At 69.6% G+C, this 15,527-nt stretch carries 14 protein-coding genes and 1 other RNA gene; all 15 read right to left on the bottom strand.

Annotation, left to right across the window (positions count from 1 at the left end; all coding sequences use genetic code 11):
* Positions 1–20: 20 nt before the first annotated feature.
* The 15 genes from ACFPIJ_RS55045 to ACFPIJ_RS54975 all read right to left on the bottom strand — a co-directional run bounded on the left by ACFPIJ_RS55045 (position 21) and on the right by ACFPIJ_RS54975 (position 15,508).
* The gene (locus ACFPIJ_RS55045) at positions 21–533 is read right to left on the bottom strand and encodes a hypothetical protein (protein WP_380127570.1); all 513 of its coding nucleotides are present in this window, start codon (positions 531–533) and stop codon (positions 21–23) included.
* A 43-nt stretch (positions 534–576) separates the two neighbouring features.
* Complete coding sequence (locus ACFPIJ_RS55040; protein WP_380127569.1) at positions 577–1,596, bottom strand: helix-turn-helix domain-containing protein; 1,020 nt, start codon at positions 1,594–1,596, stop codon at positions 577–579.
* Positions 1,597–1,770: 174 nt separating this feature from the next.
* Positions 1,771–2,127, bottom strand: a complete 357-nt coding sequence (locus ACFPIJ_RS55035; RefSeq protein WP_380127568.1) for a nuclear transport factor 2 family protein — start codon at positions 2,125–2,127, stop codon at positions 1,771–1,773.
* 284 nt (positions 2,128–2,411) lie between these two features.
* Positions 2,412–2,831, bottom strand: coding sequence for a hypothetical protein (locus tag ACFPIJ_RS55030; RefSeq protein ID WP_380127567.1), 420 nt, complete (start codon positions 2,829–2,831; stop codon positions 2,412–2,414).
* Between the two features lie 478 nt (positions 2,832–3,309).
* Positions 3,310–3,648 (bottom strand): Uma2 family endonuclease, encoded by a 339-nt coding sequence (locus ACFPIJ_RS55025; RefSeq protein ID WP_380127566.1) that lies wholly within the window; start codon positions 3,646–3,648, stop codon positions 3,310–3,312.
* A 765-nt stretch (positions 3,649–4,413) separates the two neighbouring features.
* Positions 4,414–4,788: a transfer-messenger RNA gene (gene ssrA / locus ACFPIJ_RS55020) on the bottom strand.
* Positions 4,789–4,853: 65 nt separating this feature from the next.
* Positions 4,854–6,212: an SRPBCC domain-containing protein gene (locus ACFPIJ_RS55015; protein ID WP_380127565.1), complete on the bottom strand. Its 1,359-nt coding sequence runs from the start codon at positions 6,210–6,212 to the stop codon at positions 4,854–4,856.
* Between the two features lie 69 nt (positions 6,213–6,281).
* Positions 6,282–6,761: an SsrA-binding protein SmpB gene (gene smpB, locus ACFPIJ_RS55010; protein WP_380127564.1), complete on the bottom strand. Its 480-nt coding sequence runs from the start codon at positions 6,759–6,761 to the stop codon at positions 6,282–6,284.
* 57 nt (positions 6,762–6,818) lie between these two features.
* Positions 6,819–8,114, bottom strand: a complete 1,296-nt coding sequence (locus tag ACFPIJ_RS55005; protein WP_380127563.1) for a M23 family metallopeptidase — start codon at positions 8,112–8,114, stop codon at positions 6,819–6,821.
* A 147-nt stretch (positions 8,115–8,261) separates the two neighbouring features.
* The gene (ftsX, locus tag ACFPIJ_RS55000; RefSeq protein ID WP_380127562.1) at positions 8,262–9,137 is read right to left on the bottom strand and encodes a permease-like cell division protein FtsX; all 876 of its coding nucleotides are present in this window, start codon (positions 9,135–9,137) and stop codon (positions 8,262–8,264) included.
* Between the two features lie 60 nt (positions 9,138–9,197).
* Positions 9,198–9,878: a cell division ATP-binding protein FtsE gene (ftsE, locus tag ACFPIJ_RS54995; protein WP_033367409.1), complete on the bottom strand. Its 681-nt coding sequence runs from the start codon at positions 9,876–9,878 to the stop codon at positions 9,198–9,200.
* Positions 9,879–10,094: 216 nt separating this feature from the next.
* Complete coding sequence (prfB, locus tag ACFPIJ_RS54990; protein WP_380127561.1) at positions 10,095–11,210, bottom strand: peptide chain release factor 2; 1,116 nt, start codon at positions 11,208–11,210, stop codon at positions 10,095–10,097.
* A gap of 88 nt (positions 11,211–11,298) precedes the next feature.
* Entirely contained in the window at positions 11,299–11,814 is a 516-nt protein-coding gene (locus ACFPIJ_RS54985) for a PadR family transcriptional regulator (protein WP_380127560.1), read from the bottom strand.
* 81 nt (positions 11,815–11,895) lie between these two features.
* On the bottom strand, positions 11,896–14,592 hold the full coding sequence (locus ACFPIJ_RS54980; protein ID WP_380127559.1) for a serine/threonine-protein kinase: 2,697 nt from the start codon (positions 14,590–14,592) through the stop codon (positions 11,896–11,898).
* Between the two features lie 94 nt (positions 14,593–14,686).
* Positions 14,687–15,508, bottom strand: coding sequence for a tryptophan 2,3-dioxygenase (locus ACFPIJ_RS54975; RefSeq protein WP_380127558.1), 822 nt, complete (start codon positions 15,506–15,508; stop codon positions 14,687–14,689).
* Positions 15,509–15,527: the final 19 nt, after the last annotated feature.

Raw genomic sequence — 15,527 nt, 5'->3', positions numbered from 1 at the left:
GTCGGGGGCCCGCTGCCGGTCTAGGCGAGCGTCTCGCAGAGGTTCTCCATCGTGCCGAGCTGGACCGGCACCTCCCGGCTGCCGTCGGGATGTCTGATCACGACGAAGTCGCCGCGGGTGATGTAGTCCCCGCCGGGGAAGCCGACGTTGGTCGCCTTGATCGGCAGGGCGTTGTGGCCCTTGAGCTGCGAGACCCTGGTGCCGTCCGGCAGGTAGTACACGCGGATCGAGCCGGTGGCGTCCCGGACGACTGACTTGTGGTTGCTGGTGTTGGTGTACCGGATCACCAGGACACCCTCGAAGTCCTGGACCTTCGGCGAACCGTCCGGGTAGCTGGCCGGGGTGCGCATCCGCTCCCGGTCCCGGACGATGTCGCCCTTGACCTCGAAGGAGCACACGTCCCCCGCCGGGATCACGAACGGCGGCGTGCTCGTGGGCTCCCACCCACCGCCACCCGATCCGGACGCGGCCGCCGGTGCCGCGCCCACCGCCACGATGGCCGCCGTCAGAACGAGCACCTTCACTATGCGCATCTGGCCTCCTCATGTCCGTTGCACTGTCCCGGACATGGTCGGCTCAGCCGATGCGGCGGCTCCACGATTCGGTTCTCACCGAATGCTCTTTTCCTGACGCGGCGCCGAGGAGGTCGGTGCCGAGGGCCGTGCGCTGGTACAGCACCTGCCGCCCCGACCGCCGGGACGTGACCAGCCCCGAGCGGCGCAGCACCGACAGGTGCTCGCTCACCGACGCCGCACTCAGCCCGAGATCCCGCGCGACCTGCGTGGTCGACAGCGGAAGGTCGAGTCGCACCAGCAGCGCCGCCCGGCTGCGGCCGAGCAGGTCGGCGACCGGCGGGGCCGACGACCGGGCCGAGCCGTCCCAGACCTGACCGACACCGCGCGGGCCGTAGATGAGCGTCGGGCCCTGCGGATCGGTGTCCACCAGCAGCGACGGCCACGCGAACACGCACGGCACCAACAGCACCCCGGCGCCGTCGAGCCGGCGCTGCGACCGCCAGGTGGGCCAGAGGATCCGCAACGCGTCGTCCGCGTATTCCAGCTCCGGATGCAGGTTTCCCAGGAGCCGCACGATCCCGCCGGACGTCAGCTGATCCGCACGGTACCCGACCTCGGCGTCGAGCAGTCCCGCCAGCCGCGACCAGACCGGCTCGATCGCGACCCGCCAGTAGGCCTGCACCTCGGCGGCCAGCCGGCCGAGCTCCCGCTCCGGATGCTCGTACAGCGGGCGAAGCGTCTCCGGCAGCGGCGCGTCACCACCGAGCAGCTCCAGCTGCGCCCGGACGGCGTCCTCCGGGGTCGTGCGGACCCGGGCCAGTTCGTCGGCGAACCTCGTGTCCATCCGATCCGGCGACGGCATCAGAAACTCCGGCACGTACCGCGGATCGGCGAGCAGCGGCCGCAGCAGCTCAAGCCGCAGCGCGGAGACAGCCCCTCGCACCGACCGGACCCACGGCTGATGCATCCGAGCCCGCCCGGCGTGATCAGCCACCCGCATGCTGCTCATGACCTCATGCATGGGCGAACGTGCGAAGCGGATCCGAGCCAGGTCCCCCGGCTCGAACAACAGCTCGATCACCCAAACCACGATACCGATGAATCCCACCGGAACGGCCCACCGTGACCAGCGAAAACCCGTCCAGTCATGGACCCGACTCGCCGAACCCCGGCTGCGTGAATCCTCACCCATACGCACCGCGCCCTGTTCTTCCCGCAGGCCGACACCTCCAGGAAGAACAGGGCGCGAGGTCTCCTAGAGCGGAGTCTCCTGATAGGTCGCCTCACGCCAGTTCCCGTTCTGGCGCAGCCAGACCTCGCCGATGAGCACATCGCGGGGCACGGGCCGGCCTGCGTAGGTGCCGTCGAGCGTGCTGCGGAAGCTGACGAGTGCCCCGTCGGGGCCGAGCGGCGTGGTGGTCAGGTCCTCCGTCGGGAGGCTCCGGAAGGCGAAGTCGTCAAAGTGGTCGAGCAGCTGTGTGCGCCCGTCGAAGCGGGCGTAGGACATGATCGAGACATGGTTGTCGGTGACGAGCCCGGCGACCTTGTCCCGGTCGTGCTCGACGAAAGCGGTCCGCAGCTCGGCCACGGCAGCGGCCAACTCGCGATGCAAACGGTCCTCCTGCACGTCCGTACCCCCTCACTGCCATCGTGCAGTCCTACGTCTCCCGACACCGTCGGGACATGACGGGTGCACTCCTACCCATCAGGGCGCCGGGTAACACCGAAGGCTCGGACTAAGGCATTAGCTAACCCTGGTCACCCGCGACGCCCACATCCACAAATACGACGTCGACTTCCTCGCGGTCTGAATCTCATTCAGACAAGGCACAGGGAGGCGATGGGTTGCAGCTTGCCCGACACCGGCCCGGTCCCAGCCGACACCATGTCGACCGATCAACCACCGTCATCTGGCCTGGGCAGCTTCCGCGGCCCGACCCCGATCGCCACCAGCGCCGCGACCATGAGCGCAAGCCACGGCGACGGCGCTGCCGACGCCGTGTAGTTCCATTCGTCATAGGTGTACGGCCCGCCGGACGTCATCAACAGCACGACGAACAGCAGCAGCGCCACCGCCAGCCCGGCGTAGACCGCCGGCCACCATGACCGCTTGAAGACCGGGCTGGAGAACGCGACAACGACCCCGATCCCGACGAGCCAGGGCAGCAGCGCGTTCGGCTGGTAGCCGCTGTCGAATCCCGGGCACGCCGACCACGCCGAACACCCGGTGGCCCTGCCGACCCCCTGACCCTCGGCGTCGAAAAGGTCCGCGAACGAGGTCGCCAGCAACACGGCCCCGCCAACCATGCTCACCACGTAGCCACGCTGCACATCAGCCTCCCAACGCCGATTGAACGCCACTTCCCGGCGAAGAACCAGACCTCTCCGCTGCACGCCGCGGCGCGCCCCAAACGGGTCCAGCGCCACCACCCCAACGCCCGCGAAACTGTCAGACCCCATCGATAGGCTGACCCCAGCATCATCGCAGACGCCGACACCTCCCCGGCCCAGCGATCTGTGGAAAAGGCTGGTCAAGGACACGGACATGAAGAGTCTGGACCAGCCGCAGAGGGTCGGTTGGGAGTGAAAAAGTGACCAGCTTCAACACTCGAGAGCATATGAAGCCTCCGTCAGCACGCGTAGCGAATCCCTGCCAGGCGGCACGCCGGCAGTGCGAGGCCCGGCCGAGCATGGGGGGTGTGGGGTGGCGCAGCCCCCCGCCTGGAGCAGCCGGAGGCCGCGCGGGGAATCCGGACCGGAACGGTGAGGGCAACGATGGCCTACTTGAACCCGCTCACGTGAGCCGGCGGGGCACCCGGCTCAACAGGTCGCTCGGGTCGAGCTCGAATGCGAACGGCTCCTCGACGGAAAGCACCTCGCCGGCTTTCGCTACCGCGTGCTCCATGTAGTGCGCGCCGTCAAGCTGGAACAACCGCAATGTCACGGAACCCGGTGGTTCCTGCTCGACGAGCAGGTACAGCCTGATACCTGCCTTGGCGTACAGGCCCATCTTCACCAGGCGGTCGGTTGCAGCGTTGCCCGGGGAAACGACCTCGACCACCAACATCACATCGGGAGCATCGATCACCACACCGTCCTCGTCGGTGTCCGCCACGACGAGGTCGGGAATCATGATTCGCCCACTTTGCAGGCGGACGTTCACCGCTTCCAACGCAAGCAGTCCAGCATCGAAGGCTGCCCGGTCGAACTCTACGAACAGCAGCGACGAAAAGCCGCTGGTGTCGCTTGCTCGGTGCCGGGCTCACCAGAAGACTCCCGTCCAGGAGCTCGATCCGGTCCGGCGTTTCGCCGAGCGCAAGGTACTCGTCCTCACTCCACGGTCCTTCGTGCTCCAGCACAGCAACGCTCATCAGCTCACACCTCCCGACGACTGCTGCCACAAGCCTGCCATGACGACCGGCCTCTGGCGATGCACGCCATCAAGACAACACCGACACGCTAGCCCAGAAGTTGCCGTATGGCCACTTGATGACCGCATCATTTCTATTGAGCCATACGACGGAAACGACGCCCCCAAGGCGGACAGGCTGGGCAAGGATGCGGACACGAAGAGTCTGGACCAGCCGCAGGGCGGACCCTTGGGAGTGAAAGTGACCAGCTCCAACACTCGAGAGCACACGAAGCCTCCGGCGCACGAGGGCGAAACCAACGCCGACCGCCCCGCGCGGCGAGCCGCACCCCAGCCTGCCCGGCAAGCGCGGCACAGATGCACGCGCAGCGAATCCCTGCCAGGCGGCACGCCGGCAGTGCGAGGCCCCGCCGAGCATGGGGGGTGTGGGGTGGCGCAGCCCCCCGCCTGGAGCAGCCGGAGGCTGCGCGAGGAATCCGAACCGGAACGGTGAACGCCCCCTGCGTGAGCAGGGGGCGTTCACCGGTTCGGTGGAGGTGCCGGGAATCGAACCCGGGTCCTTCGTTGCTTTGCTAGGGCTTCTCCGAGCGCAGCTCGCTGTGCCTCTACTCGGCCCTACCGATCATGCGAGCGAGTCGGTATGACGGGTCCAGTCGCGATTGATCTCGCCGCACGAGCCCCGCGACAGGACTCGGTTGGCCAGCCTTCTAGCTGATGCCGGCGATCGGGTCGAAGGCGAACCCGGACCGACAGATCTGCTACTCCTGCTTAGGCAGCAAGAGCGAGATCGGAGCGCTTAAGATTGGCGCTTATAACTTTCCGACGACTGATTCACGAGACAACGTCGGCTTCCTCGACTCGCTTCCCCTAGCGCGGCGCACAAAGTCGAAACCAGTCACCCCCGCGCGGGTGGTGTTGGCTGCCGCTCCGTAGCGGCTGATCTAGCGTAGCGCGTCCCCACCAGCTTTTCATCCCGATACCTGGGTGCAGGGGCGGCCGTCGATGGTGCAGTCGAGGAGGGTGCTGCGCACGCCCAGGCCCTCGACCTCGAAACGGAAGGTCACGGAGCCGCCGTTGCGGATGGTGCGGGTGCTGTCGACGGGGGTGAAGATCACTTTGAGGCCGGTGCGGGACATGACGGCGCCGTCGACGTCCCGGACGGTGAGGTCGAGCAGGGGCAGGACGATGACGACGGTCCAGTCGGTGCTCGGGGCGGTGCTGGGGTTGGCGATCGTGACGGTGACCCGGTAGGAGGTCAGGGTCAGGTCCTCGGTGCGGGTGCGGGCGGTGAGCTGCGGGCCGGTGGTGGCGGCGCTGGGCGCGGACGTGGCCACCGCCGGGGGTGGGCCGGTGGGTGCCGAGGTCGCCGGGACCACGGCGACGCGTGGGGAGCGTTCCGCGGGTGCTGCCGGGACGGTGGCCTGGGCCGGGCCCTCGACGCCGCCGCCGGTGCGGGGCGGTTTGGCCGGGTGCGGCGCGGTGGCCTTGCCGACGAGCAGCGCGATCATCGCCAGCAGCAGCAGGATCGCGGCCGCCGCGGCGACGGCCTGGCTACGACGATCGGCCGACCAGTCACGCGCGGTGACGATGCGGTGCCAGCTTCGGCGTACCCACGCGGAAAGTGCGGACACACCCCGCCGGTGCGTGGGCTGATGGCTGGGTGTCATGGTGTCGTCGGCACGGGTGGCCGGCACGGCGGCGACACCGGTGGCTCTCGCGCCCAGGACGGCGGCGGCGAAGCCCGGCATCGTGGTCGTCGGGCGGGGTCCGGCGGTGGAGCGCACCTGGGAGCAGAGGCCCGGCGCGGACCGGCTCGGCGAGTTGAGCTGGCGCGGCAGCCGGTTGAAGGGGCCGCCGTCGTTGCGCCGCACGACCGCCGGCGGGTCGGTGACCGTGGGCGCGGCCGGCGGGTCGGCGGCCTGACGGGCCAGCGTCGCCACCATCGGGCCTTCGAAGAGTTGCTGGTACGTCCGGCGCAGCACCCGGCGCCGCATCGTGCCCTGCGGACCGAGGAAGCCGCTCTGGGTGAGGGTGAGCCGGGTGCCGTCGCCGGGCAGCTCGTCGAGGGTGAGGGCGACGACGGTGTGCAGGTTCTCCCCGGACCAGCGCATCACCAGCCGGTGCGGCGCCTCGGTGGTGACGATCTCGCCCTCGATCGGGTCTTCGAGACCGGCCAGGGTGCTCGCCTGGAACGTGAACGTGCCGTCGTCGCGGACCATGAACCGGGTGGTGGGCAGCCAGTCGGTGACGAGGTGCGCCTCGGTGAGCGCACGCCACACCGCGGGGGGTGGGTGCTCGAGGTCGACATCGACCCGAATCTCGGTCACGCACGGACTATAGGGCTTGCACGCATTGCTCGCTTGCCCGTCGTAGACTACTCAGCCACCCGGGACGATTTACTCGTCTCTGCCCTTGTTCCTGCTGCCCATGACGCGAGAGATCTCCCGCTCGGCATCACGTTTCGCCAGGGACTGGCGCTTGTCGTAGGACTTCTTGCCGCGGGCGAGGCCGAGCTCCACCTTGACCCAACCGTTGGAGAAGTACACCGAAAGCGGCACCAGGGTGAGACCACTCTCCCGAACCTTTGTCCCGATGCGGTCGATCTCCTGCCGCTTCAGCAGCAGTTTCCGGACCCGGCGCGGGGGGTGGTTGGTCCAGGTGCCCATCGTGTACTCGGGGATGTGCATCGCATGGAGATACACCTCCCGGTCGGAGATCTGCCCGAAGGCGTCGACGAGCGAGCAGCGGCCGGCCCGCAGCGACTTGACCTCGGTGCCGGTCAGCGCGATGCCGGCCTCGAGCTCCTCGAGGATCTCGTAGTCGTGGCGCGCCTTACGGTTGGACGCGATGAGCTTGCGTCCCTTTTCGCGCGGCATCGACCCCTCCAGAAATCTTGACAGGAGTATCAGCGTAACGCGCGGGGCAAGGCTGTTTCAGCACAGACACCCGGGCAGCCAGCTCAGCGGCTGGATCGGGCTGCCGTTGAGCCGGACCTCGAAGTGCAGGTGGTTGCCGGTGGAAGCGCCGGTGGTGCCGACCCGGCCGATGAGCTCGCCGCGGCGGACGGTCTGGCCGACCTTGACCAGGATCTGGGACTGGTGGCCGTAGCAGGTGGCGAGTCCCTTGCCCTGGTAGATGCCGTGGGAGATGCAGGTGTAGTTGCCGTTGCCACCGGCCCAGCCGGCCCGCACCACCTTGCCGTCGGCGGCGGCGACGATCGGCTGCCCGCCCCCCGCCGCGACGTCGATGCCGGCGTGCAGTTGGTACACCTTGTAGACGGGGTCGAAGCGCATGCCGTAGTTGCTGGATTTCCAGCCGTGCACCGGCATGAGGAAGAACGCGCCGCTGCTCGGTGGGATCGCGGTGGTGAGTTGGGCACCGCTGGCAGCCGGCCGACCGGCAGCCCTGGCCGCCTTCGCCGCCGCCGCGGCCTCCGCCGCCGCCTCGGCCCGCAGCTCGCCGGCGATCCGGTCGCTGTCGACCTTGAGCTGCTGGTAGCGGGCGAGGACGGCGGTGCGTTCGGAGCTGGCGACGGCCTCCGCCTGGGCGCTCTTGTCGATCAGGGTCTTGACGTCGGCGGCGGCCTGTTCGGCGCCGGCCTGCGCGGCCATGCTGTCCTGCAACGCCTGGCGGGTCTGCTCGGCGGCCTGGCGGGCCTTGTCGCGGGCCAGCTCGGCGGCGCCGGAGCGCTGCTTGGCCGACATCCTGGCGATCGTCAGCTCGTCCAGGGCCCGCTGGCTCTCGGCGGCGACCCGGTCCAGGTAGGAGATGCGCAGCGCCAGGTCGTTCGGCGAGCCGGACTCGAGGATCGAGTTGAACATCGCGAACCCGCTGCCCTTGTACGCGGCGGCGACGAACGCGGACACGTCGTCGCGGCCCTGCTCGACCTGGGCCTTGGCGCCGTCGTACTCGGCGTCGGCGGCCTCGACGACGGCGTCGGCGGCGTCCCGGTCGCGCTGCGCCTGGCGCGCCGCCGCCTCGGCGGCGATGACCCGGCCCTTCGCGTCCTCGAGGGCGTCCTGGGCGCCGGGCAGCGCGGCGGTCGCCGCGGCGTGGTCGGCGGCGGCCTGCTGGGCCCGGTCGGTGGCGGCCTCGAGGGTGGCCTGGGTCTCCTGGAGCTGGCGGTCCACACGCGCCTTGTCGTCGCGGGCGTCGGCGTGTCCGGCCGTGCCGCTGCCGAGTAGCACGACGACGGCGCCGATGGCGCAGATGATCCCGATCCGGTTCACATAACCCTCCAGTACCACTTGAGGGTTACCGTACGCAGGAAAAGACCCATAAGTCCGGAATTTTGGCGAAATGCCCCTATCGTGGCGCACTTCGGATATACGAAAGGGGTGGGCCGGAACCGGCCCACCCCTTGACGTTCGTGCAGGTCAGACGCGCACGTAGAACCGCAGCGTGACCCAGGCGGTGATCGCGCTGACCAGGCCGCCGGCGCCGCAGAGGACCGGCAGCATCAGCCAGATGCTGCTCCAGTCGATCGGGAGCAGGACATTGGCCAGCGCCTTGAGCGAGCCGTCGATGAAGAAGAACTTCGCCGCGACCAACCCCCCGAAGGCCAGCAGCGCGCCGAGCAGACCGGCAAATACCGCCTCCAGGACGAAGGGCAACTGGATGAACCAGTTCGAGGCGCCGACGAGCTTCATGACCGCGACCTCGCGGCGCTTGCTGTAGGCGGCCACCTGGATGGTGTTGGCCACCAGGAGCAATGCCGCGGCGCCCTGGATGATGGCGACGGTGAGCGCCAGGGTCTGCAGCGCGCCCAGCAGCTCGAAGACCTTCTTCAGCAACTCCTGCTGGTCGACGATGTCGCTGATGCCCTGCTGGGTGCCGATCTCGGCGGAGAGCTCCTTGACCTTGGTCGGGTCCTTGAGCTTCACCCGGTACGACTCCGGCAGCGACTCCTTCTTCGTCGCGTTCACCAGGTCGGGCGCGTCGCGGAACTGCGTCTTGAACCGCTCCCAGGCCTGGTCGCGGCTCTCGTACGTCACCTCCTTGACCAGGGCGCTGCTCTCGAGCGCGCTCTTGATGCTGCCGCGCTGCTCGTCGGTGACGTCGGCCTTCAGGAAGATGGAGACCTCTACGCGCTGGTAGAAGAAGTCCTCCATCTTGTTGACCTGGAAGAACAGCAGCAGGCTGGCGCCCAGCATGGTCAGCGACACGGTCATCGTGATGATCATCGCGATGGTCATGGTGACGTTTCGCCACAGCCCGGTCAGGACTTCGGACAGGACGTACTTCAAGCGCATCGGGTGGGGTTCCTTCCCAGCGGACCCGGCAAAGTCAGGTGTGGATTACGACTGAGGTCGTCAGCCGTAGACACCACGCGGCTGGTCGCGCACGATCCGGCCGCTCTCGATCTCGACGACCCGCCGGCGCATCTGGTTCACGATGTTGGAGTCGTGGGTGACCATGACGACCGTGGTCCCGGTCCGGTTGATCCGGTCGAGCAGCCGCATGATCTCGATCGACGTGTCCGGGTCCAGGTTTCCGGTCGGCTCGTCGGCGAGCAGGATCAGTGGCCGGTTGACGAACGCGCGGGCCACGGCGACCCGCTGCTGCTCACCACCGGACAGTTCGTGGGGGTAGCGGTGCTCCTTGCCGCCCAGGCCGACGAGCTCCAGCACCTCGGGGACGACGCGACGAGCGACGCCCTTCGACTTGCCGATGACCTCAAGGGCGAAGGCGACGTTCTCATAGGCGGTGCGGTTGGGCAGGAGGCGGAAGTCCTGGAACACGCAGCCGATCTGCCGGCGGAACGCCGGGATGCGCCACGAGCGCATCGAGGTCACGTCGCGTTCGTTCACGACGACCTTGCCCTTGTTGGGCGTGACCTCATGCAGCAGCAGCTTGATGATCGTGGACTTGCCTGAGCCGGAAGGTCCGATGAAGAAGACGAACTCGCCCTTCTCGATGTTGACGGAAACATCGTCGAGTGAGGGGCGGGACGCCTTCGGATACGTCTTCGTCACGTGGTCAAGCCGAATCACGGGACGTGAGTCTACGCGGTGTGACATCCACGCCAAGTACACGAAGTGCGTCGCGCGTCGTTTGCCCTAAATGCGAACCCGAAGAGCTGACCTGAACCGCAGGGCAGCGCGTGATTCCAGCCGCGAGTGTGACGTACGCCTCACTCGCGGCCTTGATCAATCGATTACCCAAGGTGATCGGCGCACTCCAATGCGATGATCATGCCCCGGGCGGGCCTACGCGGGGTTGAGCTCGCGCTGCTTGCGCCACCGGATGCCGGCGTCGATGAAGCCGTCGAGGTCGCCGTCGAAGACCGCCGACGGGTTGCCCGTCTCGTGCTCGGTGCGCAGATCCTTCACCATCTGGTACGGGTGCAGCACATAGGAGCGCATCTGATCGCCCCACGAGCCCTGCACGTCGCCGCGGAGCTCGTTCATGGTCGCCTTCTCCTCGGCCCGCTTCACGGCGAGGAGCTTGGCCTTCAGCACGGTCATGGCGGTCGCCTTGTTCTGGATCTGCGAACGCTCGTTCTGGCAGGAGACCACGATGCCGGTGGGCAGGTGGGTCAGCCGCACCGCTGAGTCGGTCGTGTTGACGCCCTGACCGCCGGGGCCACTGGAGCGGTACACGTCCACGCGCAGCTCGTCGTCCGGGATCTCGACCTCGTCGGTCTGCTCGACCACCGGCACGACCTCGAGCGCGGCGAACGACGTCTGCCGGCGCCCCTGGTTGTCGAACGGGCTGATCCGCACCAGGCGGTGCGTGCCGGACTCGACCGACAGCGTCCCGTACGCATACGGCGCCTTCACCGCGAACGTGGCCGACTTGATCCCGGCCTCCTCCGCATACGAGGTGTCGTAGACGTCGGTGCTGTAGCCGTGCCGCTCCGCCCAGCGCAGGTACATCCGCAGGAGCATGTCGGCGAAGTCCGCGGCGTCGACGCCACCGGCGCCCGCGCGGATCGTGACGAGCGCCTCACGGGCGTCGTACTCGCCCGAGAGCAGGGTGCGGACCTCGAGCTCCTCGATCGACTTGGTCAGCGCGGCGATCTCGTCGGCGACCTCGTTGAGCGAGCCGGCGTCGTCCTCGTCCTGGGAGAGCTCCAGCAGCACCACGGCGTCGTCGAGCTTGGCCCGCAGCCGCTCCAGCTTGCCGATCTCGCCCTGCACGTAGGACAGCCGCGAGGTCACCTTCTGCGCGGCCACCTGGTCGTCCCACAGGTTGGGCACGGCCGCGGCCTCTTCGAGCTCGGCCTTCTCCTTCCGGAGACGGTTGAGGTCGATGACGGCCTCGATGTTGCGCAGGATGCCATCAAGGTGCTTCAGCGATTCGGCGTGGTCGAGAGCGGTCACCCTCAAAGACTACGCCGAAGCGGCGTGCGCATCCGGCGGTGGATGGTGTACGGCGAGCCGACCGGCACCGGTCCCGGCATCCGCGCGGCTATTTGCTGGGCGCGCCCTTGAGCCAGGCGAGCGCCGCCTTGTGATAGCCGACCGCGAACTCCAGCGACGCCGCATAGAACTCGTCACCGGCCTTCTTCGCCTCTTTGGCCAATTCCCGCGCCTCGGTCAGCGCCGCATTGTGGTATTCGGACGCCTGCGCATAGACCTGCTGCAGTTGTGCACCTGACTGCTGCCCGCCGAACGCGACACGCAATGCGACGGGATTGCGCAGCGCCTCACGACCGGCGGGCTCCGACAACCAGCGGGTGAATGCCCGTTTCCCGGCCGGTGTGATCGCATACGGCTGGCTCGAACGCGCACCGGGCTTGCCGAGTTTCACGTAGCCGGCGGCGGCGAGTGCGGGAAGCTCGCGGTAGACCTGGCTACGCGTCATCGACCAGTAGGCCCCGAGGCGTCGCTGCGCGGCGGCCATGAGCTGCCCGCCGGTCATCGGCCCCTCGTGCAGCAGACCGAGCAGGGCCGCCGCCGTCGCGTTGACTCCAGATTCCGCCATGGACCTACGCTGTCATCTTTCTCCGGCCCAGTCCAGGATTTCGACAAATCCACTGTCGACAGTCGCGTCGCGACAGTCGAGTTAGGACGGAAATTTCGGCGGCGGGGGAAAGGACGGCATCGTCGGGAACGGCGGCAGTGGATCACCGATACCGGGCAGCGACCGGGTCGGCGACGGCACCGTCGACGGACGCTTCGTGGGCGTTTTCCCGCCGCCTCCGGGCGCGGTGGAACCGTCCGTGGAAGGCTCCCCGGAAGGCGACGCGTCGCCGGAAGGCCCGGCGCTCGGCGCGGGCGACGCGCCGGAGTCACCCGTGGGCGTGGTCGCGTTCACCGGAGCGGGCCGGCGGCCGTCGCCGTCGAACGCGCCCGAGAGCAGGACCCCGCCGATCCCGAGCAGGATCAGCAGCAGCGCCGCCCCGGCCACGCCGGCGAGGACCCGCCGGTCGGACCGGCCGGCACCATCGGCCGGGGTGTCGGCGGACCGGCCGGTCACGCCGTCACCGGCAGGTTCGGCCGACTCGTCCGAGGCGGCCCGGAGCCAGGACAGCCCGTCCGGGGCGGCCGGCGACTCGTGCCCAGCCGGCAGCTCCTGGCCGACCGGCGGACCGTAACCGGCCTGGGGCGAGGCGGAGGACGCCAGGACCTCGGTCGGCAGCGCGTTCCACGGGTCCTCCGGCGCGTCCAGGCGCGGGCCGGTGGGGGCGTTGGCCCGGTCGGGCAGCACGGGCCAGGCCGCGGGCACGACCACGTCGGTGGACGGCTCCTCCGCCGCGGCGGGAACGGCGGCGTCGGACCGCCGGTCGCCGCCCGGCGCGGCGCCGACCGGGATGGCATCGGCCGGGACAGTGTCGGGAACGGACGGGTGCGCCGCCCGCTGGTGCGGGATGCCGGGCGTGAGCACCGCGGTGAACGCTTCCGCCGCAGGCGGCTCGTCCAGCTCGGCGACCGGCGTGGCGTTCCCATCCTGCTCCGGCGTGTCGCCTCCCCACAGCGGCACGTCCGTCACGAGCGCGGGCCCGCCGGCCTCGTCGGCCGGACCCGGCTCCGCGCCCAGAGCCTCGTCAGCAACCGGGTCCACCTCGACGACGTGACCCAGGTCGGCGGCCGGGGCAACCTCAGCGACCGGACCGGCGGCTTCCAGAACGCCACCCTCCTGGGCGGCCACAGCATCCCCGGCCGGCGGCGCGGCGAGTGCCTTGTTCAGCGCCGCGAGCGCTCCGGCGGGCTGAGCCTCCACCGGCTTGGCCAGCACGACGACGGTCGGCTCCTCAGCGACGGCAGCCGGAGGCTCCTCCGAATCCGGAACAGCAGCGACCGGGGGCTCCTCCGAGACGACGACCACCGTCGGCTCCTCCAGAACCGGGACAGCAGCGACCGGGGGCTCCTCCGAGACGACGACCACCGTCGGCTCCTCCAGAACCGGGACAGCAGCGACCGGGGGCTCCTCCGAGACGACGACCACCGTCGGCTCCTCCGGAACCGGGACAGCGGCGGTCGGCGCCTCGTGCACGACCACCGTCGGATCCTCCGAGTCCGAGTCCGAGTCCGAGTCCGAGTCCGCGGCGGCCGGCGCCTCGTCCGTCGGCTCCCCCGTCGCCGCGAAGGGCTGCTCCTCCGCGGCCGCGGCCGGGGCCACGATGATCTCCGTCGGCGGTTCCACGTCCGCCGCGTCGATCCCGTTCGGCGCGGTCGGCAGGTCGGCGACGTCCTGGCGGACCGACGCAGCGAACGCGCCCGGCCCCTGCGCCTGCGTCGGCATCTCGCCGAGCGGCAGCCCGTTGGGCTCGGTCGGCAGGTCCTTGATCGGCACCGCCATCATCAGGGCCGCCGACGCCGCGGCCGGTGAGGTGGGCGCGGTCGGCAGCGGCACCCAGTCGACCCGACGGACCGGCGCCGACACCGGGGCGGTCTGCTCGGCGGAGCGCACCCAGAACGTGACCGCCTCGGCGGGGAGGCGGGGCAGCGGCTCGAAGCCGTCCAGGGCGCCCTCCGCGACCCGGAGCCGACCCACGATCGAGGCGGCCGCCGGGCGCATGCGCGGGTCGAGCTCCATGCAGGCCTCGATGATCGGCCAGAGCGCGGCCGGCATCCCAGGCGGTGGGACGGGCACGCAGTCGGCGTGCCGGCGCAGGACGTCGTTGGGGGATCCGCCGCGGTACGGGCTCCGGCCGCAGATCAGTTCGAACAGCACGACGCCGAGCGCGTACACGTCGGAGGCGGGGCTGGGCAGCCCACCGGAGACGACCTCGGGCGCCACATACTCGGGGGTGGCGTGGGTCGGGCCGGCCGGCTGGTCGAGGCGGCGGGCGACGCCGAAGTCGGCGAGACGCACCGGGCCGCCGTCGAGCGGGACGAGCAGGTTGCCGGGCTTGACGTCGCCGTGGACGATGCCGGCCGCGTGGACGTAGGCGAGGGCGTCGGCGACCTGCGCGACGACCTCGGCGGCGACCGCGGGCGGCAGCGGCCCGTCGGAGCGCAGCCGGCGGCGCAGGTCAGGGCCGGCGACGAGCTCCATCGCGATGGCCAGCAGGCCCTTGCCGGTGATCAGGTTGTGCACTCTGATCACCGACGGGTGGTCCAGGCCGGCGAGCAGCTCGGCCTCGCCGAGGAACCCGTCGACCAGCTCGGGCACCTCGGCCGCCTCGGACCGCATGACCTTGACCGCGACCCACTGGCCGGTCTGCTCGTCGTACGACCGCCAGACCGCGCCGATGGCACCCCGGGCGACCTCGGTCTCGAGCCGGTACCGGTTGCCAAGCAAGGTCTTCGTTTTCATCGGACCCCTCCCCATCACCTAGGACGGTAGGCCCGCGTCGATGCCCCGCGACGGACCGGGTGGGGCGGTTGGCACAAAGAGAGGAGTAGCGCGGCTACATGTGCGAGCGCAGCTCCCACAGCTCGGGGTAGAAGCGCAGCTCGACCCGCGAGCGCAGGTAGGCGCCGCCGGCACTGCCGCCGGTGCCGGCCTTGGTGCCGATCTGGCGTTCGGCCATGAGGACGTGCCGGGCCCGCCACAGCGACCAGGCCTGGTCGTGGGCGACCATCGTCTCGGCGAGGTCCCAGAACGGGCCGTAGTGCTCCCGGTCGCGGGAGATCGTGAGCAGCGACGCGATGCGGTCCTCGTGGCTCGCCACGGCGAAGCCGGCCTTCTCCAGGGTGACGAGGAACGCCTCCCACACGCTCGGCTCGTCCAGCCGCCGGGTCAACCGGGAGGTTTCGAGATCGGACAGTCCGCGGAAGCGCTGCAGGTACGTCGGGTCCTTCAGGCCGGAGAGGAACTCGATCTCACGGAACTGCGCGGACTGGAACCCCGACGCCGGGGACAGCTTGTTGCGGAAGCGCAGGAAGTCCTGCGGGGTCATCGTGTCGATCACGTCGACCTGCCCGACCAGGACCCGCTGGATCGCCAGGCAGCGCTCGAGACGCACGCGGGGCAGGTAGGTCTCCCCCACCAGCAGCCGGTCCCGGGCGTCGGTCAGTTCGTGGAGGATGAGCTTGAACCACAGCTCGTACACCTGGTGGATGGTGATGAAGAGGAGCTCGTCGTGCGCGGCCGGGTCCGACTCGGGGACCTGCGCGTCCAGCAGGCCGGACAGTTGCAGGTAGTCACCGTACGTGAGGCGCCCGCCCTGCTCGCCGAAATGCGCGTCCTGCCAGTTGCCGGCGACGTTGCCGGCCGATGGGTTGGTCACCTCCTCAACCTATAAGGTC

The sequence above is a fragment of the Dactylosporangium cerinum genome, assembly GCF_042653625.1.
GTDB lineage: Bacteria > Actinomycetota > Actinomycetes > Mycobacteriales > Micromonosporaceae > Dactylosporangium > Dactylosporangium cerinum.
Note: the sequence above shows the minus strand (reverse complement) of the source record. Positions and strands in the feature narration are given on the sequence as shown.

Coding starts and splice junctions, on each gene's coding strand:
- ACFPIJ_RS55045 (WP_380127570.1), bottom strand. CDS start 533: ATGCGCATAGTGAAGGTGCTCGTTCTGACGGCGGCCATCGTGGCGGTG.
- ACFPIJ_RS55025 (WP_380127566.1), bottom strand. CDS start 3,648: ATGATTCCCGACCTCGTCGTGGCGGACACCGACGAGGACGGTGTGGTG.
- smpB (WP_380127564.1), bottom strand. CDS start 6,761: ATGCCGCGCGAAAAGGGACGCAAGCTCATCGCGTCCAACCGTAAGGCG.
- ftsX (WP_380127562.1), bottom strand. CDS start 9,137: ATGCGCTTGAAGTACGTCCTGTCCGAAGTCCTGACCGGGCTGTGGCGA.
- ACFPIJ_RS54985 (WP_380127560.1), bottom strand. CDS start 11,814: ATGGCGGAATCTGGAGTCAACGCGACGGCGGCGGCCCTGCTCGGTCTG.
- ACFPIJ_RS54980 (WP_380127559.1), bottom strand. CDS start 14,592: ATGAAAACGAAGACCTTGCTTGGCAACCGGTACCGGCTCGAGACCGAG.